This window comes from Dietzia sp. CQ4, from assembly GCF_014145125.1.
GTDB classification, from domain to species: domain Bacteria; phylum Actinomycetota; class Actinomycetes; order Mycobacteriales; family Mycobacteriaceae; genus Dietzia; species Dietzia natronolimnaea.
The window spans coordinates 1-16,268 of record NZ_JAALDZ010000211.1 but is presented as its reverse complement, the minus strand read 5'-3'; the positions used below and the strand labels follow the sequence as shown (position 1 = coordinate 16,268).

Below are 16,268 nucleotides of genomic sequence, written 5' to 3'. Positions count from 1 at the left end.
ACATCATCTCGCTGCTCTTGCTGCGCAGTGGATCCTCCGAGAGTCTCGCGGTGCGGGGGGCATATCTCGAGGTGATGGCGGACGCGGCCGGATCGGTGGGGGTGATCGCGGCCGCACTGCTCATCCGCGCGACGGGTTCGACGGTGTGGGACCTCGTGGTGGCCGTGGCGATCGCCGTGTTCATCGTCGTCCGCGCGGTCATGCTCGGCAGACAGGTCGTCACGGTGCTCGCCCAGCACGCGCCCGCCGGGGTCGACCCCGCAGCGGTGGAGTCCGAACTCGCGTCGGTACGCGGCGTCGAGGAGGTGCACGACCTGCATCTGTGGACGCTGACCTCGGGGATGGACGTGGGGACCGTCCACCTCGTGACCGCCCCCGGAGTGCCCCACTCCGGAGTCCTCGACGAGGCGCGACGCGTCCTGCGGGAGGGCCACGGCATCGAGCATGCGACAGTGCAGCTCGAGACCGCCGGCGTCGTGGAGTGTCGACAACCGGGATGGTGAACCCGGCAGCCCGGGGCGGTTCAGGGCACCATGGTGCGCACACTCGGAGAGCGGTAGATCGGACAGCGGGCAGAGGAGTCAACGGTGCCGGAGGGCGATTCCGTCTACAGGGCGGCCGCGAAGGTGCACCGTGCGCTGAACGGGCGGACCCTGGACAGGATCGAGCTCAGGGTTCCCAGGTTCGCGGCCGTGGATCTGCGGGGCAGGACCGTGGTGGCCGCCCGGTCCCGGGGGAAGCACCTCTTCGTCGTCGTCGGCCCGGACGCGCAGGGTCGGGACCCGGTCACCCTCCATATCCACCTGAAGATGGAAGGCCGCATCCACATCCACAAGGCGGGGGAGCGGTGGCGGTTCCCCGCGCACACCGTCCGGATGCTCCTGCGCGCCGACGACGTCGAGGTGGTGGGCACCGAGCTCGGGTTGCTGCGCGCGCTGGATCCCGCCGAGGCCGACCGGGCGGTCGAGCATCTCGGTCCCGACCTGCTGGGGCGGGACTGGGACCCGGACGCCAGCGTCGCGGAGGTGCTCCGGCGGATCGGCGAGCGGCCGTCCCGGACGATCGGGGAGGCACTGTTGGACCAGCGCAATCTCGCCGGCATCGGCACCGTGTACCGCGCCGAACTGTGTTTCCTGCGGGGCCTCGACCCGCGGGAGCCGGTGGAGTCGGTGCCTGATCTGCGCGCCGTGGTCGTGCTCGCCCGGCGGATGCTCCTCGCCAACGCCGATCGCGCGGTCCGGGTGACCACCGGGGACACGCGACGCGGGCGGGAGTTGTGGGTGTACGGGCGGGACGGCAAGCCGTGCCGCAGGTGCGGGACCGAGGTGGAGACGTTCCGACTGGGTGGTCTCGCCGACCCGGACGAGCCGAGCGATTCACTCGATCGCATCGCCTACCGCTGCCCGTCGTGTCAGCCGGCGCGTGCCACACTGGGGCCATCGCCAACGGAGGAGAAGCTGTGACCGACCGCAACACGATCCTGATCACCGGCGCCAGCGCGGGTCTCGGCGAGGGCATGGCCCGTCGCTGGGCCGCACAGGGCAGGAATCTGGCGCTGTGCGCCCGGCGTCTCGACAGGCTCCAGGAGCTCCGCGCCGAGTTGCTGGCGGCCAACCCCTCGATCACGGTGGCGGTCCGCGAGCTCGACGTGGCCGACGGCGACGCGGTGGAGCGGGTGTTCGGCGAGCTCGACGCGGAGCTCGGCGGGATCGACCGCTTCGTCCTCAACGCAGGACTGGGCAAGGGGGCGTCCATCGGTACGGGGAAGGCGCACGCCAACCGGGAGACGGCCATGGTCAACGTGATCGGCACCCTCAACCAGGCGGAGGCCGCGATGGAGCTGATGCACGCGCGGGGCGAGGGGCACCTGGTGTTCATCTCGTCCGTGAGCTCGCTGCGCGGCATGCCCAAGGCCCAGAACACGTACGGCGCCACCAAGGCGTTCGTCTCCTCGCTGGCGCAGGGTCTGCACGCCGAGCTCGACAGCGCCGGCAGTCGCATCAAGGTCACCGACATCCTTCCCGGGTACATCCGCACCGACATCAACCGGTCGGTCAAGACCTCGCTGATGACCGAATTCGACGAGGGCGTCGACGCGCTGGTCAGGACGATTAACGCCGAGCCCACTCGTGCGCTCGTCCCGGCCAAGCCCTGGAAGGCGATCGGCCCACTGCTGACGCTTCTGCCGGAGAAGGTCAGCCGCAGGTTCGTCTGACGGGTTCTCCCGCCCGCCCCCGCCGGAAGGGCGACGGATCAGAAGGGGGGCGGGTCAGAAGGGAGGCGGGTCGAGGATGTCATCGAGCAGGGCCTCGACCTCGTGTTCGACCGTGCTGAAGACCGGCGCGTTGCGCTTCCACCAGCGGCTCTGGCCGCCGGGCCGGGTGTCGACCGGGCCGGTTGCGCGGGCACGCTCGGCGCTCAGGCGGGCCGCACGGCGCGTCCAGTAGGTGGGCTCCGGGCGCGTCTCCCCTCCTGTGATGGTCGGGTCCGGGTTGCGCTGTTGTTGTCTGTCCCAGGCGCGGGATTCATTGCGGGCGTGCTCGCGGCGGTAGACCCCGAGCGGCCCGGATGGTCGGGTCGTCACGGTCGCCCCGTCCGGTGTGATGACGGTGAGGGTGCCATCGGGCGCCAGGTCGTAGATCCAGTCGGAGAACGTTTTGAACCGGTGATGGCGCCGACACAGACACATCAGATTGCACTCTTCGGTGGGTCCGCCGCGGGCGGGGTCGGCGTGGTCGAAGGGGCGGACATGATCGATGTCGCAGTCATCGGCCGGAACCGCACAGCCGGGATGGCGGCAGGTACCGTCGCGCAGCCTGATGCGGCGGGCCAACTCGGCACCGGGCCGGTAGCTCAGGGAGCGGCGGGCGTCGTCGGCGGCGCCGATACGGGGGTCGACCTTCTCGAAGCTGGCTCCGTCGCTGGTGACGAGCATGTCCAGCAGGGCCTGCAGCGCCGCCTCGCCGGTGCGGGTGAACTCCACCCGAACCCCGTCGTCGTCGCAGGCGCCGTTGCCACCCGCCCCGGCGTTCCCCGCACCGTTGCCGCCCGCGCCGGCGTTGCCGGGAGCGATCACGGTGACCTTGGGCCGCAACGGCGCAGTGGGTCGGCCCTGGCCACCGGCGTGCAGGCCGTCGCCGCACACCAGCGCCAGCAGGGCGTCGGCGCGGCGTTCGGCCTTGAAATAGTGATAGTCCGGGGCCGGGTCCGGACCCGGGACTGAGCCCGACTCGCCGGTGGCCTCGGCCGCGGCTGCGCTCGCCGCGGCAGCCTCGGCTTCGGCGGCGGCGTGTTCGGCAGCGCGTTGATCGATCGCCTCGGCAAGGACGGCGGCCTCCTCGGTGGCCAGAATGGCCGACACGGTGGACATGCCGTCAGCGCCCTTGTTGATGCGCACACCGCGCGCACGGCTGGCGTCCTCCTTGCGCCGACGGATTCCCTCGGCGTCGTAGCGGGTGATGATCGCGTCCACCGCATCGCGTACCGCGTGCCGACCGAGGCGTTCGCCGGCCTCCGTCGCGGCCAGGTAGTCGTCGACGACGTCCTGTTGCACCCGCGGAAGCACCTCGGGGTCGACGGTCGCCATCTGGCGGGCCAGCAGTTCGGCGGCGCGCTGGTCGAGGCGACCCGCTGCCAGGGCGGCGAGAACGGCGGGGTAGCGCTGGTGCAGGTCCGCGGCGAACGAGATCATCGATTCGGCTCTCAGGGCGGAGACGGCCATCGCCGCCACCACGTATCCGGTTGCCACCACGAACGGGTCCACCACCGCGTGGCCGGGCGGGGAATCAGGGCCGGTGCCTGAGTCGTCGCGGCGCTGGCATTCCAGCAGGAGGTCGTAGCAGGCCGACAGCCGCTGGGCGGAGGCGCGATTCTCGGCCGCCCATCCGGCACGAGCCGAGGCGGTCAGCCCGGTCAACGGATCAACAGCGGAGGTACTGTCGGAGGAGGGGCCGTTGCCGACGTCCATGCCACACCTCCGAAGCCTTCCGCCACCGTCACCGTATCGAATGTACGTTCTATTGTACGCACACACGTTCGAACGTGCAAGGGTCTGCCGCGGGCTTTCCGTCCGGGACTTCAGCGGAGGAAATCGCCGGGCTACTCACCGGTCAGGGCGCGATCCGGGGCTCCGGGCCCACCACGTCGAAGAGCATCGCCGTGAACTGGCCGTGCGTCTCGAGCTTCTGGCGGTGGAGTCGGAGTCGGCGGGGCAACAGGGGGCGCCCGGAACCGAGGACGACCGGACACTGGTGGATCCAGACCCGGTCCAGCAGTCCCCGGTCGGCGAACTGACCTGCGAGGTCACCACCCCCGACGATCCAGACGTCCCCGCCGTCGGCGGCCTCGACCAGGAGAGGGTGCAGGTCGCCGACGTCACCGGCGAAGAACTCGACGCCGTCGACGGGATCGAGATCGCGGTGGGTGACGACCCAGCTCGGCACGGAGTACGGCCAGGCGAACGGTCGGCCGTCCTTCGTCAGGTCGCGGCGGACCCATTCGAAGGTGTTGACGCCGCAGACGATCGACCCGACGCCGGAGTAGAAGCGGTCGAAGTGGAGGTCGGGGAGGGCGGGGTCCAACTCGGTCGGTGTGTACCCCGCGGGTTCGGCCTCCCCGGAGGTCGCGAAGAGCCAGGACAGGCTCTCCTCGTCGTCGGCGATGTACCCGTCCAGGCTGGTGGCGGTGCAGTAGACAGTGCTCATACGACCATGCTCGCACCCGGCTACGACACTCCCTGGCGGAACAGTCCCGGCTCAGCGGCGGCCGCGTGCCTCGCGGTAGATCTCGACGAGAGCATCCGTCGAGGAGTCGAAGCCCTCCCCGGGGTGCTTCTCCGCGGTCAGGGCGGTCAGGAGCTCGCCGGCCTGGGCCTTGCCCAGCTCGACCCCCCACTGATCGAACGCATTGATACCCAGCACGGCGGCCTGGACGAACACCACGTGTTCGTAGAGGGCGATGAGCTGCCCGAGCACTCCGGGCGAGAGCGACGGCGCGAGGATCGTGGTGGACGGCCGGTTGCCGGGCATCACCTTGTGCGGCGCGATCGCGGGGTCCACGCCCTCGGCGAGCACCTCGTCCTCCGTCTTGCCGAACGCCAGCACACGGGACTGGGCGAACAGGTTGGCCACGAGCATGTCGTGCATCGATCCGGCGCCGTCGGCGGTGGGCAGGTCCGAGACCGGACGGGCGACCCCGATGAAGTCCACCGGGACGAGCTGGGTGCCCTGGTGCAGGAGCTGGAAGAAGGCGTGCTGGCCGTTCGTGCCGGGCTCGCCCCAGTAGACCTCGCCGGTGGGGTAGGAGACGTCGGAGCCGTCGAGTCGGACCGACTTGCCGAGGGACTCCATGGTCAGTTGCTGGAGGTAGGCGGGGAACCGCAGGAGGCCCTGGGCGTAGGGGATCACGGCCTTGGACTGGGCCCCGAGGAAGCAGGTGTACCAGATGCCGAGCAGGGCCATGAGGACCGGCGCGTTGTGCTCGGGCGCCTCGGTCGCGAAGTGCAGGTCCATGGCGTGGAAGCCCTCGAGCAGCTCGACGAACGCGGGCGGGCCCACCGTGATCATCACCGAGAGGCCGATCGCCGACGACACCGAGTACCGGCCCCCGACCCAGTCCCAGAACTCGAACATGTTGTCCGCGGCGATCCCGAAGTCGGCCACCTCCTCGGTGGCCGTCGACACCGCCACGAAGTGGGAGGCGATCGCCTCCTCCGATCCGAGGGCCTCGACGAAGTGCCGACGCGCCGCGTGGGCGTTGGCCATGGTCTCCTGCGTGGTGAAGGTCTTGGAGGCGACCACCACCAGCGTGGTCGCGGGGTCGACCTCGGCGAGCACGGCCGAGAGGTCGGCGGGGTCCACGTTGGAGACGTAGCGTGCGCTGATGCCCGCGGTCTGCAGGTGGTGCAGGGCCTTGTCGACCATCACGGGCCCGAGGTCGGAGCCGCCGATGCCGATGTTGACCACGGTGTCGATCCGCGCGCCCGTGTGCCCGGTCCATCCGCCGGACCGGACGCGGTCGGCGAAGTCGGCCATCCGGGTGAGGACCGCGTGGACGTCGGCCACGACGTCACGCCCGTCGACGACGAGGTCGGCCTCGGCCGGGAGACGGAGCGCGGTGTGGAGGACCGATCGGTCCTCGGTGGTGTTGATGCGGTCGCCCCGGAACATCGCGGCCCGCTGCGCCGGCAGCCGTGCGGCGTGGGCCAGCTCGGTCAGGGCGCTCAGGACCTCGTCGGTGACCAGGTGCTTGGACAGGTCGACGTGCAGATCGCCCGCGGTGACCGCCATGCGGCGACCCCGCTCCGGATCGGCGGCGAACAGCTCACGGAGGGTCACCTCGCCGATCGCCGGTACGAGATCCTCGATCGCCGACCACTGTGGTGTCGTGCTGATGTCCGTCATTGCCGCTCCTGCCCAGTGTTGCCGCCCGGGGATCGCCCGCCGTCTGACAGCGAGGTTAGTCGGGAATACGGGGGCCCCGCCGCCCGTTCCAGACACGTGACCCCCATGACTCCTCCGGACCACCCCTCCGTGTCAGCCCAGGCCGATCGGCTCGTCGAACTGGGCGTGCCCGAGCTCGGCGGGATCACCGCCGGGCGGCTGCGGGAGCACGCCGCAGCTCTCGAAGACGCAGCTCTCGAAGACGCAGCTCGTGACGACGCAGCTCGTGCCGCCGCCCCGGGGCCCGGTCGGCCGGTGCTGGCCGTCCACCCGTCGTTCGTGTCCACCGCCCGACTGGCGACCCTGCTGCGCCGTGGTGGGAGGGCGGGCTTCGTCGTCGTCGACATGTCCGACCTGGCCGAGTTCACACCCACCGACGACGTCCGGGTTCCGGACGCCCCGCTCTATCTGGTCAGGGACGTGACACGCGACGACGACATGCTGGGCTGGACCCCGACGGACGCGCACGCCGAGTTGGCCCGTCGGGGGCGCTCTCCGCTGACCATCTCCGAGGGGGTGAGCTGGCTGCTCCAGCAGCCGGAGATGCTCGAGCCCGGCAGGTGCTTCATGTGCATCGGATCGCGGAAGCGCAAGGCGGACGGAGCGCTGGATGCCCGGACCCCGGCGCTGTGGATCAGCGGGGGGACCGGCCGCGACGGCCGGGAGAACAAGGGCGCGCCGAAGGTGGGCTGGTGCTGGGCGAACAACCACCACACGTGGTTGGGGTTCGCCTCCACGGCCGGTCGGGTCGGCCGGGACTCAGCCCAGTCGCCCGCGACCGAGACGTAGGAGCATCCCCGCGAGGGTCTGCCCCTCCTGCCCGAGTGAGGAGAAGCGCTCGTAGACCTTGAGCTCGCGGGTGTGGACGAGCTTGGTGCCGCCGGACTGCATCCGCGTGCGACCGATGCGCTTGGAGATCTCGCTGCGACGGACTATCGCCTCCAGGATCTCGGCGTCCAACCGGTCGATCTCCAGTCGGAGTTCCTGGATCTGGGCCTCGGACAGCGGATCGTCCGTGCCGGCGGGGTCGGTGTTCATGCCGCGATTATCCCACTTGCTTCCGCGGAGGCCGCGGGACCGTCTAGTGTTTCCGCCCGTGGAGAACTTGAACTCGACTCTCGCGGACATCGGTTCCGTGATCTGGGGACCCTTCGTCCTCATCCCGCTGCTCCTCGGCACGGGCCTATTCCTCACGATCCGTCTGAGGGCACTGCAGTTCCGCAAGCTGGGGCCCGCGCTCCATCTCGGGCTGGTGCGGCGGAGGGACGACGGCGGGGCGGGTGACATCACGCAGTACCAGGCGTTGACCACCGCGCTCGCCGCGACCGTCGGCGTGGGCAACATCGTCGGCGTGGCCACGGCGATCTCGCTGGGAGGGCCGGGCGCGCTCTTCTGGATGTGGGTCACCGCCCTCGTGGGGATGGCCTCCAAGTACTCGGAGGCCTTCCTGGGTGTGCGGTACCGCGTCACCGACGCCCGCGGCGAGCAGTCCGGTGGTCCGCAGTACTACCTCCACCGGGGGTTCGCCGAGCTGTTCGGGAAGACCGGCGGCCGGGTGGGACTGGTCCTGTCGATCGTGTTCGCGGTGTTCGCCGTCCTGGCCAGCTTCGGCATCGGCAACATGACGCAGGGCAACGCGGTGGCGGCCCAGCTCGACAACTCCTTCGGCGTCCCGGTGGTCGCCTCCGGCGTCATCCTGTTCGTCCTCACCGGTGCGGTCCTGCTCGGTGGCATCAAGGCCATCGGCCGGGTCACGGCCGGGTTCGTGCCTCTGATGATCGTGCTGTACCTGCTCGGCGGGATGGTCGTCCTGGTGCTCAACGCCGACGCGATCCCCGGCGCCTTCGGGAAGATCTTCACCCAGGCCTTCTCCGGGACGTCCGCGGTCGGCGGCTTCGCGGGCGCGGCGATCATGTACGCCATCCAGATGGGTGTCGCGCGGGGCATCTTCTCCAACGAGTCCGGGATGGGCTCGGCGGCCATCGCGGCCGCGGCGGCCAAGACCACCCACCCGACCCGCCAGGGCCTGGTGTCGATGACCCAGACGTTCATCGACACCATCATCGTCGTCACCTTCACCGGTCTGGTGATCGTCACCTCCGGCGTGTGGGAGCGGGGCAGCGACACGGCCGGGACCATGACCGCCGACGCGTTCGCCGAGGCCATGCCGTACGGCGACAAGCTGGTGGCGGTGGCGATCGCGTTCTTCGCGTTCTCGACGATCCTCGGCTGGTCGTACTACGGCGAGCGGTGTGTCGAGCGGCTCGTGGGCGCCGGGGGAGTCATCCCCTACCGGATGGTCTTCACCTGTGTGGTGTTCGTGGGTGCGGTCACCGAACTCGAGGTGGTGTGGAACTTCGCGGACGTGATGAACGGACTGATGGCCATCCCGAACCTCATCGGCCTCCTGGTCCTCTCCGGCCTCATCGTGCGGGAGACGCGGTACTACCTGGACAACGATCCGACTCTGACGGCGACCGCCGCGCAGGTCGACGAGTTCATGGGGGACCGTCCGCGCTGAGAACAGGGTGTCGGACCGGGTGGGTAGATTGGACGCCACGATGACCCACTCCGCTCCCGCCCCAGCCCGTTCCGCCGTCAGTCCCACCTCGCCGCACTCACCGCTCCTGGACGGACTCAACCCACAGCAGGCCGCCGCGGTCACGCACCGCGGCGGTCCGCTGTTGATCGTGGCCGGCGCGGGTTCCGGGAAGACCAGCGTGCTGACCAGGCGGATCGCGTACCTGCTGGCCGAGGGGGGCGCACACCCCGGGCAGATCCTCGCCATCACGTTCACCAACAAGGCCGCCGCCGAGATGCGGGAGCGGGTGTCCGCCCTGGTTGGGCCCCATGCCGAACGGATGTGGGTGGCCACGTTCCACTCGATCTGTGTGCGGATCCTGCGGGCCCAGTCCGCGCTGCTGGGCACGCGCAACTCCAATTTCACGATCTACGATTCGGACGATTCCCGTCGCCTGCTCGGCATGATCGCCAAGGAGCAGCACCTCGAGGTCAAGAAGTTCACGCCGCGGATGCTCGCCTCGGCCATCTCGAACCACAAGAACGAGCTCCGCGAGCCGTCGGAGGCCATGGACCGTGCGTTGGAGGACTCGGACCGGACCGCGCAGACGGTGGCGGCGGTGTTCACCGAGTACCAGGCGCGGCTGCAGGCGGCCAACGCCTTCGACTTCGACGACCTGATCGGGGAGACCGTCGGGTTGCTGCGGTCGCACCCGGAGGTTGCGGCGTACTACCGGCGCCGGTTCCGGCACGTCATGGTGGACGAGTACCAGGACACCAACCACGCCCAGTACATCCTGGTCCGGACGCTCGTCGGCGGTGCGGCCGGGTCCGGGGACGACGCCGCGGCCGGGGTGGCACCGGCGGAGCTCTGCGTGGTGGGCGACGCGGACCAGTCCATCTACGCGTTCCGGGGCGCGACGATCCGCAACATCGAGGACTTCGAGCACGACTATCCGGACGCCCGGTCGATCCTGCTCGAGCAGAACTACCGCTCGACGCAGACGATCCTCTCCGCCGCCAACGCCGTGATCTCCCGCAACCCGGGCCGGAGGGAGAAGAACCTCTGGACCGACGAGGGAACCGGCGAGCTGCTCGTCGGGTACGTGGCGGACAACGAGCACGACGAGGCGCGGTTCATCGCCGGGGAGATCGACCGCCTGGTGGACTCCGGGGACGCCGGGTACTCCGACGTGGCCGTGTTCTACCGGACCAACAACTCCTCCCGGGTGATCGAGGACGTGTTCGTCCGGCTGGGTCTGCCCTACAAGGTCGTCGGGGGCACACGGTTCTACGAGCGCAAGGAGGTGCGCGACATCGTTGCGTACCTCAAGGTGCTCTCCAATCCTGACGACACGGTGGCGCTGCGCCGCATCCTCAACACCCCTCGGCGGGGAATCGGGGACCGTGCGGAGGCGTGTGTGGCGGTCCATGCCGAGCAGCGGGCCATCGGCTTCGGTGAGGCCCTGCGGGACGCCGCGGAGGGCAGGGTCGCGTTACTGCCCACCCGCTCGGTCAAGGCGATCGCGGGTTTCGTCTCTCTCCTCGACGAGCTCCGCGGGCGCTTGAGCGGCTCCGACCACGCCGGTGGCGAGGACTCGGACCCCGACGTCGGCGCCCTGGTGGAGGCCGTGCTCGACCGGACCGGATACCGGGCCGAGTTAGAGGCCTCCAACGATCCGCAGGACGCGGCCCGCCTGGACAACCTCAACGAGTTGGTGGGCGTGGGGCGGGAGTTCTCCTCCGAGGCCGCGCTGCAGCGTTCGGCGCGCGAGCAGGGCTTCGGGGACGAGGACGCCGGGGACGCCGCGGGAGCGGTGGCCGACCAGTCCGACGCCGCACTGGACGACGCCGCACTGGACGACGGCATCGCCGAGCCCGGTTCGCTCGCGGCCTTCCTCGAGCGGGTCTCCCTCGTGGCGGACGCCGACCAGATCCCGGCCGAGGACCAGGGGCAGGTCACACTCATGACCCTCCACACCGCCAAGGGGCTCGAGTTCCCGGTGGTGTTCCTCGTCGGCATGGAGGACGGGCTGTTCCCGCACATGCGCGCGCTCGGGGACCCGGCGGAGCTGTCCGAGGAGCGGCGGCTGGCGTACGTGGGTATCACCCGTGCGCGTCGACGCCTCTATCTGACCCGCGCCATGATGCGCTCGTCCTGGGGCCAGCCCATGACCAACCCCGGGTCGCGGTTCCTCGAGGAGATCCCGTCGGAGGCGATCGAGTGGCAGCGTGAGGAACCGGCCGGCGGTGGCCGGTTCGGTGACGACGACTCGTACGCGCCGCGGCGCCGGTTCGGTGGCGGCTCCGGTGGTGGGTTCGGCTCCGGTGGTGGATTCGGCTCCGGCGGCGGCCGGTCGTCCGGGATTCCCCGGGCCAAGTCCTCCGCGCCCGCCCTGGAGTTGGCGCCCGGAGATCGCGTGACGCACGACAAGTACGGTCTCGGGAAGGTTCTGAGCTGCGACGGCAGCGGGCCCCGGGCCACGGCGACGATCGACTTCGGTGCGTCGGGAAAGGTGCGCCTGATGCTCATCGGGGGAGTCCCGATGCAGAAGCTCTAGGGAGAGGACGTCCGTACGGGCGCCCCGATACCGGGAGTCGGTCCGGGACCGGGCCGGGCCGAGCTCGGGAACGCGCGCTCAGGCGTCGCGAACAGCCGACTCGACCGTGGACGACTGCCCAGGTGGGAGGTCAGCTCCCGAAGATGCCGGAGGTCGAGCCCTCCACGCTGCCGGCGCCCGCGAGGTGGATGCCCTGCTGGGCCAGCCAGATGACGGGGTCGACGTGCTGGGTGCCGCCGTTGAGCAGGACCTCGAAGTGAAGGTGGGACCCCGTCGAGAAGCCCATGTTGCCCATGCCGGCGATCTTCTGGCCGGCGTAGACCCGCTCGCCCTCGCGGACGTCGAGCGATTCCATGTGGCCGTAGACGGTCATCGTGCCGTCGTCGGACATGATCCGGATCCAGTTGCCGTAGCCCTGGGCGGGGCCCGAGTCGATCACGACACCGTCGGTGGCCGCGAGGATCGGGGTGCCGTTGGCGTTGGCGATGTCGATGCCCGCGTGCATCGCGCCCCAGCGCATGCCGAAACCCGAGGTGAAGGTGCCCACGGCGGGGAGGGCGACCTTCGGGCGCCGGGCCTGCTCCTCGGCGATCTCCCGCTGGGTGTTGATCTCGGTGCCCGCGTAGAGCATGGCCGACTGCGCGTTCTCCGACTCCGCATCGAGGGTCGACACGACCACGGGCTCGGGCAGGGAGGGAGTGGCGGGGGTGGAGGTCGACGGCGCGTCGGACTCACCGGTCGCCGGCGCCGCCTCACCGTTGGCGAGGAGGGCGATGTCGCCGGCCTCGGCGGAGTGGGTGCCCGCGAAGTCCATGACGGACCCGGCGGAGGCGGCGGACACCGCGGCGCCGGCGGCGACGGCCAGGACGGCCGCGCGACCGCGGAGGGCGTGCGGGGGAGCGGGGAGGCGGTGACGCCCTCCGCTGTGTGCTCCGGAGGCGGGTACGACGACAGGAGTCGCTGGTGGTACGTGCTGCGACTCGTTCTTCACCGGTGGCGTTTCCCCTCTGAGGTCGTGCTGTGATCTTTCCGTGATCAAGACGTCCCCCAAAGTAACGGATCGGCAACGGTGCCGCAAGGTAACGGGCCGTCCGATGGGGAGGGGTGGATCACACCGGTGTGACTCCAGTGATTGAGGGGCTTGGAGTTGAGTGCCGTGCCGCGAGTGGTGGCGGGAGGGGCGTCGCGCGCCCGGTGATCTGTGACCCGACACACACGTCTACCCCCAGGGTGCGACGGGCGACACACTGCCCGCTTAGGATGAGGGTTGACTCGGCTTTCAACAGGGCCGGGCGAATCTACCCACGTCAAGATGGTGAGCTGATGGATCTCTTTGAATACCAGGCAAAGGCTCTTTTCGCGAAGCATGACGTCCCCACCACCCCGGGGCGCGTCGCGGATACCGCGGAGGAGGCCGAGAAGGTCGCGGCCGAGATCGGCAAGCCTGTCGTCGTCAAGGCGCAGGTCAAGGTCGGAGGCCGTGGCAAGGCCGGCGGCGTGAAGCTGGCGGAGGACGCCGCCGAGGCGCGTGCGCGGGCCGAGGACATCCTTGGCCTGGACATCAAGGGCCACATCGTCAAGAAGCTCCTCGTGGCCGAGGCCAGCGACATCGCGGAGGAGTACTACATCTCCTTCGTGCTCGATCGTTCCAACCGCAACTACCTCGCCATGTGCTCGGTCGAGGGTGGCGTGGAGATCGAGCAGGTCGCCGAGGAGTCCCCGGACCGCCTCGCGCGGATCAACATCGACCCCACCGTCGGTGTCGACGTGGCCAAGGCGCGCGAGATCGCGGCCGCCGGCCACCTCCCCGAGGAGGTGCTGGACGCGGCCGCCGTGACCATCGCCAAGCTGTACGAGGTGTTCGTCAACGAGGACGCCACCCTCGTCGAGGTCAACCCGCTCGTTCGTACCCCGAACGACGAGATCCTCGCGCTGGACGGCAAGGTCACCCTGGACGAGAACGCAGAGTTCCGTCACAAGGAGATGTTCGCGGACTTCGCCGACGCCGGCACCACGGATCCCCTCGAGCAGAAGGCCGCGGAGAACGACCTCAACTACGTCAAGCTCGACGGTCAGGTCGGCATCATCGGCAACGGCGCCGGGCTGGTCATGTCCACGCTCGACGTCGTCGCCTACGCCGGCGAGAACCACGGGGGCGTCAAGCCCGCCAACTTCCTCGACATCGGCGGCGGCGCCTCGGCCGAGGTCATGGCCAACGGGCTCGACGTGATCGTCGGCGACGAGCAGGTCAAGAGCGTCTTCGTCAACGTGTTCGGCGGCATCACCGCCTGTGACGCGGTGGCCAACGGCATCGTCAAGGCCCTGGAGATGCTGGGCGACGAGGCCAACAAGCCGCTGGTCGTCCGCCTGGACGGCAACAACGTCGAGGAGGGTCGCAAGATCCTCGCCGACGCCAATCACCCGCTCGTGACCCTGGCCGACAACATGGACTCCGGCGCCGACAAGGCCGCCGAGCTGGCCTCCAAGTAGGAAGAGTAGGAACAACCAGATATGTCGATCTTCCTCAACTCAGGCAGCAAGGTCATCGTCCAGGGCATCACCGGCGGCGAGGGCACCAAGCACACCGCCCGCATGCTCGCGGCCGGGACCCAGGTCGTCGGTGGCGTCAACGCCCGCAAGGCCGGCACCACCGTGGCCCACAAGGACGCCGACGGCAACGACGTCGAGCTCCCCGTGTTCGGCAGCGTCTCCGAGGCCATGGAGGCCACCGGTGCCGACGTGACGATCCTCTTCGTCCCGCCGCCGTTCACCAAGGACGCCATCATCGAGGCCATCGACGCGGAGATCCCGCTGGCCGTGGTCATCACCGAGGGCGCCCCGGTCCTGGACACCGCCGACGCGTGGAACTACAACGTGGCCAAGGGCAACAAGACCCGCATCATCGGCCCCAACTGCCCGGGCATCATCACGCCGGGCGAGTCGCTGGTCGGCATCACGCCGGCCAACATCGCCGGCAAGGGCCCGATCGGACTCGTGTCCAAGTCGGGCACCCTGACCTACCAGATGATGTACGAGCTGGCCGACTACGGCTTCTCGACCGCCATCGGTATCGGCGGCGACCCGATCATCGGCACCACGCACATCGACTGCATCGAGGCCTTCGAGAACGACCCGGAGACCAAGGTCATCGTGATGATCGGCGAGATCGGCGGCGACGCCGAGGAGCGCGCGGCCGATTACATCAAGGCCAACGTCACCAAACCGGTCGTCGGCTACGTGGCGGGCTTCACGGCTCCCGAGGGCAAGACCATGGGCCACGCCGGCGCCATCGTGTCGGGCTCCGCGGGTACCGCGCAGGCCAAGCAGGACGCCCTCGAGGCCGCCGGTGTCAAGGTCGGCAAGACGCCGTCCGCGACCGCGGCGCTCGCCAAGGAGATCCTCGACGCGATGTGATCCGCCCGCGGCAGCCCTCCGGGCCGCCGCGAATGAGCGTTCCCCGACCCCCGCCCATCCCCGGATGGCGGGGGTCGCGGCGTGCCGGGGGCGGGCGTGGGTAGGCGGGTCTCTACGGTGGCAGGGTGAGTCCTCCACGTGTCATCCGGCCCGCCGCGAGACGGACCCCGGCGGGCGCCCGATCGCTGCTCTGGACGGCGGCGGCCGCTGCGCTCCCCGTCATCGTCACCGTCCTGGTCCTCGCTGCCGTCACGCTGGCGATCCTGGTGTTCACCGCGCGGGGGTTCGACTCGCTGTTCGCAGTGGTCGCGGTGGAGTGGCTGGTGGTCAACCGGGTGCCGCTCACCGTGGACGCGGTGTCCCTGGGTTTCCTGCCCCTGCTCCCGCCGTTGATCTACGTGGCGGTCCTTGCCCGGCAGACCCGCGCGGTGCTGGCCGACGTCGAGGAGCCCGGTCCGCGCGAGGCCGCCGCCGCCGTGGCGGGTGTGACGCTCGCGGGGTTGCTGCTGACGGGGCTGGCCTCCCTGCTCGTCGGGTCCGCGGCCTCGGACTTCGCCGTGCGGGAGGCCTCCCTGTCGACGGCACTGATCTGGACGGCCGCGGTGGCGCTGTTCGGATCCGGGTTGGGGGTGTGGTTGTACTTCCGACGGGATCTCCGCGAGATCCTGCCGCTCTGGGTACGCGGGGGGATCCACCTCGGGTCGGCGTTCGTGGCGGCCGTCTGGGCCATCGCCGCGATCCTCCTGCTGATCGGCCTGCTGGCCGCGTGGGGGCCGGTCGGTTCGGTCCTCGAGATCGGCAAGGATCTCACGGGCACCGCGGCGCTCGCGGCGATCTCCATCGCCTACCTTCCGAACGTCGTCATGGCCGCGGCCACCCTCGCGGTCGGCGGGGAGGCCCACCTCGGGGAGGCCTCGTACAGTGTGTTCGCCGTGTCCCGCGGGCCGATGCCCGAGGTCCCGCTCGCGGCGGCGCTGCCCACGACGGATCCGCACTGGTCGATGCAGGCGCTGTTGTTGGTGACGGTGCTCGTGGCGGCCGGGCTCGCCCGTGCGGTCGCGCACTGGTTCCGCACCACCGCCGACGCGGTCAAGGCCGCGTGGCTGGCCGCCGCGATCGTCGCACTCGTCGTGGCCGTCAGCCCGGTCGTGGCGGGTGGCGAACTCGGGGTGCTCGGCACGGTGGGAACCGGGTCGCTGATCGCCGCGGGGACCGCGCTGGCGCTCTTCGGCGTGATCGGCTCCGCCACGATCGCACTGTCCCTCGCAGGCCTCACGCGGCGTCGCGAGCGCGCGGAGAGCGAGCTCGAGCGTCGGCGCCGCCGCGCCGGGAC

14 protein-coding genes are annotated in these 16,268 nt (G+C 70.2%); 9 read left to right on the top strand and 5 right to left on the bottom strand.

Annotated elements, in window-relative coordinates:
- The 3 genes from G6031_RS12495 to G6031_RS12485 form a co-directional block, all read left to right on the top strand.
- The coding region (locus tag G6031_RS12495; RefSeq protein WP_182653435.1) for a cation diffusion facilitator family transporter at positions 1 to 503 on the top strand (503 nt) is incomplete at its 5' end.
- A gap of 84 nt (positions 504 to 587) precedes the next feature.
- A complete protein-coding gene (locus tag G6031_RS12490) occupies positions 588 to 1,463 on the top strand; it encodes a DNA-formamidopyrimidine glycosylase family protein (protein ID WP_182653434.1) in 876 nt (291 codons plus the stop codon).
- Positions 1,460 to 2,215, top strand: coding sequence for an SDR family oxidoreductase (locus G6031_RS12485; RefSeq protein ID WP_182653433.1), 756 nt, complete (start codon positions 1,460 to 1,462; stop codon positions 2,213 to 2,215). Before G6031_RS12490 ends, G6031_RS12485 begins: the two co-directional genes overlap by 4 nt.
- Positions 2,216 to 2,269: 54 nt before the next feature.
- Here G6031_RS12485 and G6031_RS12480 read toward each other — a convergent pair whose 3' ends face one another.
- The 3 genes from G6031_RS12480 to pgi form a co-directional block, all read right to left on the bottom strand.
- Complete coding sequence (locus G6031_RS12480) at positions 2,270 to 3,967, bottom strand: HNH endonuclease signature motif containing protein (protein WP_182653432.1); 1,698 nt, start codon at positions 3,965 to 3,967, stop codon at positions 2,270 to 2,272.
- Positions 3,968 to 4,109: 142 nt separating this feature from the next.
- Complete coding sequence (locus G6031_RS12475) at positions 4,110 to 4,703, bottom strand: dihydrofolate reductase family protein (RefSeq protein ID WP_182653431.1); 594 nt, start codon at positions 4,701 to 4,703, stop codon at positions 4,110 to 4,112.
- Positions 4,704 to 4,754: 51 nt separating this feature from the next.
- Positions 4,755 to 6,401 carry a glucose-6-phosphate isomerase gene (gene pgi / locus G6031_RS12470; protein WP_182645385.1) on the bottom strand — a complete coding sequence of 549 codons (1,647 nt, stop codon included), beginning with the start codon at positions 6,399 to 6,401 and terminating at the stop codon, positions 4,755 to 4,757.
- A gap of 129 nt (positions 6,402 to 6,530) precedes the next feature.
- Between pgi and G6031_RS12465 the strand changes: the two genes are divergently transcribed.
- A complete protein-coding gene (locus G6031_RS12465; protein ID WP_346034605.1) occupies positions 6,531 to 7,229 on the top strand; it encodes a DUF5701 family protein in 699 nt (232 codons plus the stop codon).
- Here G6031_RS12465 and G6031_RS12460 read toward each other — a convergent pair.
- Positions 7,200 to 7,478 (bottom strand): chorismate mutase, encoded by a 279-nt coding sequence (locus G6031_RS12460; RefSeq protein WP_182653430.1) that lies wholly within the window; start codon positions 7,476 to 7,478, stop codon positions 7,200 to 7,202. The genes G6031_RS12465 and G6031_RS12460 overlap by 30 nt on opposite strands.
- Positions 7,479 to 7,536: 58 nt before the next feature.
- Between G6031_RS12460 and G6031_RS12455 the strand changes: the two genes are divergently transcribed.
- Together G6031_RS12455 and G6031_RS12450 are read left to right on the top strand one after the other, a co-directional pair.
- The gene (locus tag G6031_RS12455; RefSeq protein ID WP_182653429.1) at positions 7,537 to 8,961 is read left to right on the top strand and encodes an amino acid carrier protein; all 1,425 of its coding nucleotides are present in this window, start codon (positions 7,537 to 7,539) and stop codon (positions 8,959 to 8,961) included.
- A 40-nt stretch (positions 8,962 to 9,001) separates the two neighbouring features.
- Positions 9,002 to 11,521, top strand: coding sequence for a UvrD-helicase domain-containing protein (locus G6031_RS12450; RefSeq protein WP_182653428.1), 2,520 nt, complete (start codon positions 9,002 to 9,004; stop codon positions 11,519 to 11,521).
- Positions 11,522 to 11,651: 130 nt separating this feature from the next.
- Here the strand turns inward: G6031_RS12450 and G6031_RS12445 are convergent, their stop codons facing one another.
- Positions 11,652 to 12,512 carry a M23 family metallopeptidase gene (locus tag G6031_RS12445; RefSeq protein ID WP_346034606.1) on the bottom strand — a complete coding sequence of 287 codons (861 nt, stop codon included), beginning with the start codon at positions 12,510 to 12,512 and terminating at the stop codon, positions 11,652 to 11,654.
- A 332-nt stretch (positions 12,513 to 12,844) separates the two neighbouring features.
- Between G6031_RS12445 and sucC the strand changes: the two genes are divergently transcribed.
- The 3 genes from sucC to G6031_RS12430 all read left to right on the top strand — a co-directional run.
- The gene (gene sucC, locus G6031_RS12440) at positions 12,845 to 14,011 is read left to right on the top strand and encodes an ADP-forming succinate--CoA ligase subunit beta (protein ID WP_182653427.1); all 1,167 of its coding nucleotides are present in this window, start codon (positions 12,845 to 12,847) and stop codon (positions 14,009 to 14,011) included.
- Positions 14,012 to 14,032: 21 nt separating this feature from the next.
- Complete coding sequence (gene sucD, locus G6031_RS12435) at positions 14,033 to 14,935, top strand: succinate--CoA ligase subunit alpha (RefSeq protein ID WP_182653426.1); 903 nt, start codon at positions 14,033 to 14,035, stop codon at positions 14,933 to 14,935.
- 125 nt (positions 14,936 to 15,060) lie between these two features.
- Positions 15,061 to 16,268, top strand: a 1,208-nt coding sequence (locus G6031_RS12430; RefSeq protein ID WP_347238492.1) for a DUF6350 family protein, incomplete at its 3' end; no start/stop codon positions are given.

Bases quoted from the DNA above. Each gene is read 5' to 3' on its own strand.
- G6031_RS12480 (WP_182653432.1), bottom strand. From the start codon at position 3,967: ATGGACGTCGGCAACGGCCCCTCCTCCGACAGTACCTCCGCTGTTGAT.
- G6031_RS12475 (WP_182653431.1), bottom strand. From the start codon at position 4,703: ATGAGCACTGTCTACTGCACCGCCACCAGCCTGGACGGGTACATCGCC.
- pgi (WP_182645385.1), bottom strand. From the start codon at position 6,401: ATGACGGACATCAGCACGACACCACAGTGGTCGGCGATCGAGGATCTC.
- G6031_RS12460 (WP_182653430.1), bottom strand. From the start codon at position 7,478: ATGAACACCGACCCCGCCGGCACGGACGATCCGCTGTCCGAGGCCCAG.
- G6031_RS12450 (WP_182653428.1), top strand. From the start codon at position 9,002: ATGACCCACTCCGCTCCCGCCCCAGCCCGTTCCGCCGTCAGTCCCACC.
- sucC (WP_182653427.1), top strand. From the start codon at position 12,845: ATGGATCTCTTTGAATACCAGGCAAAGGCTCTTTTCGCGAAGCATGAC.
- sucD (WP_182653426.1), top strand. From the start codon at position 14,033: ATGTCGATCTTCCTCAACTCAGGCAGCAAGGTCATCGTCCAGGGCATC.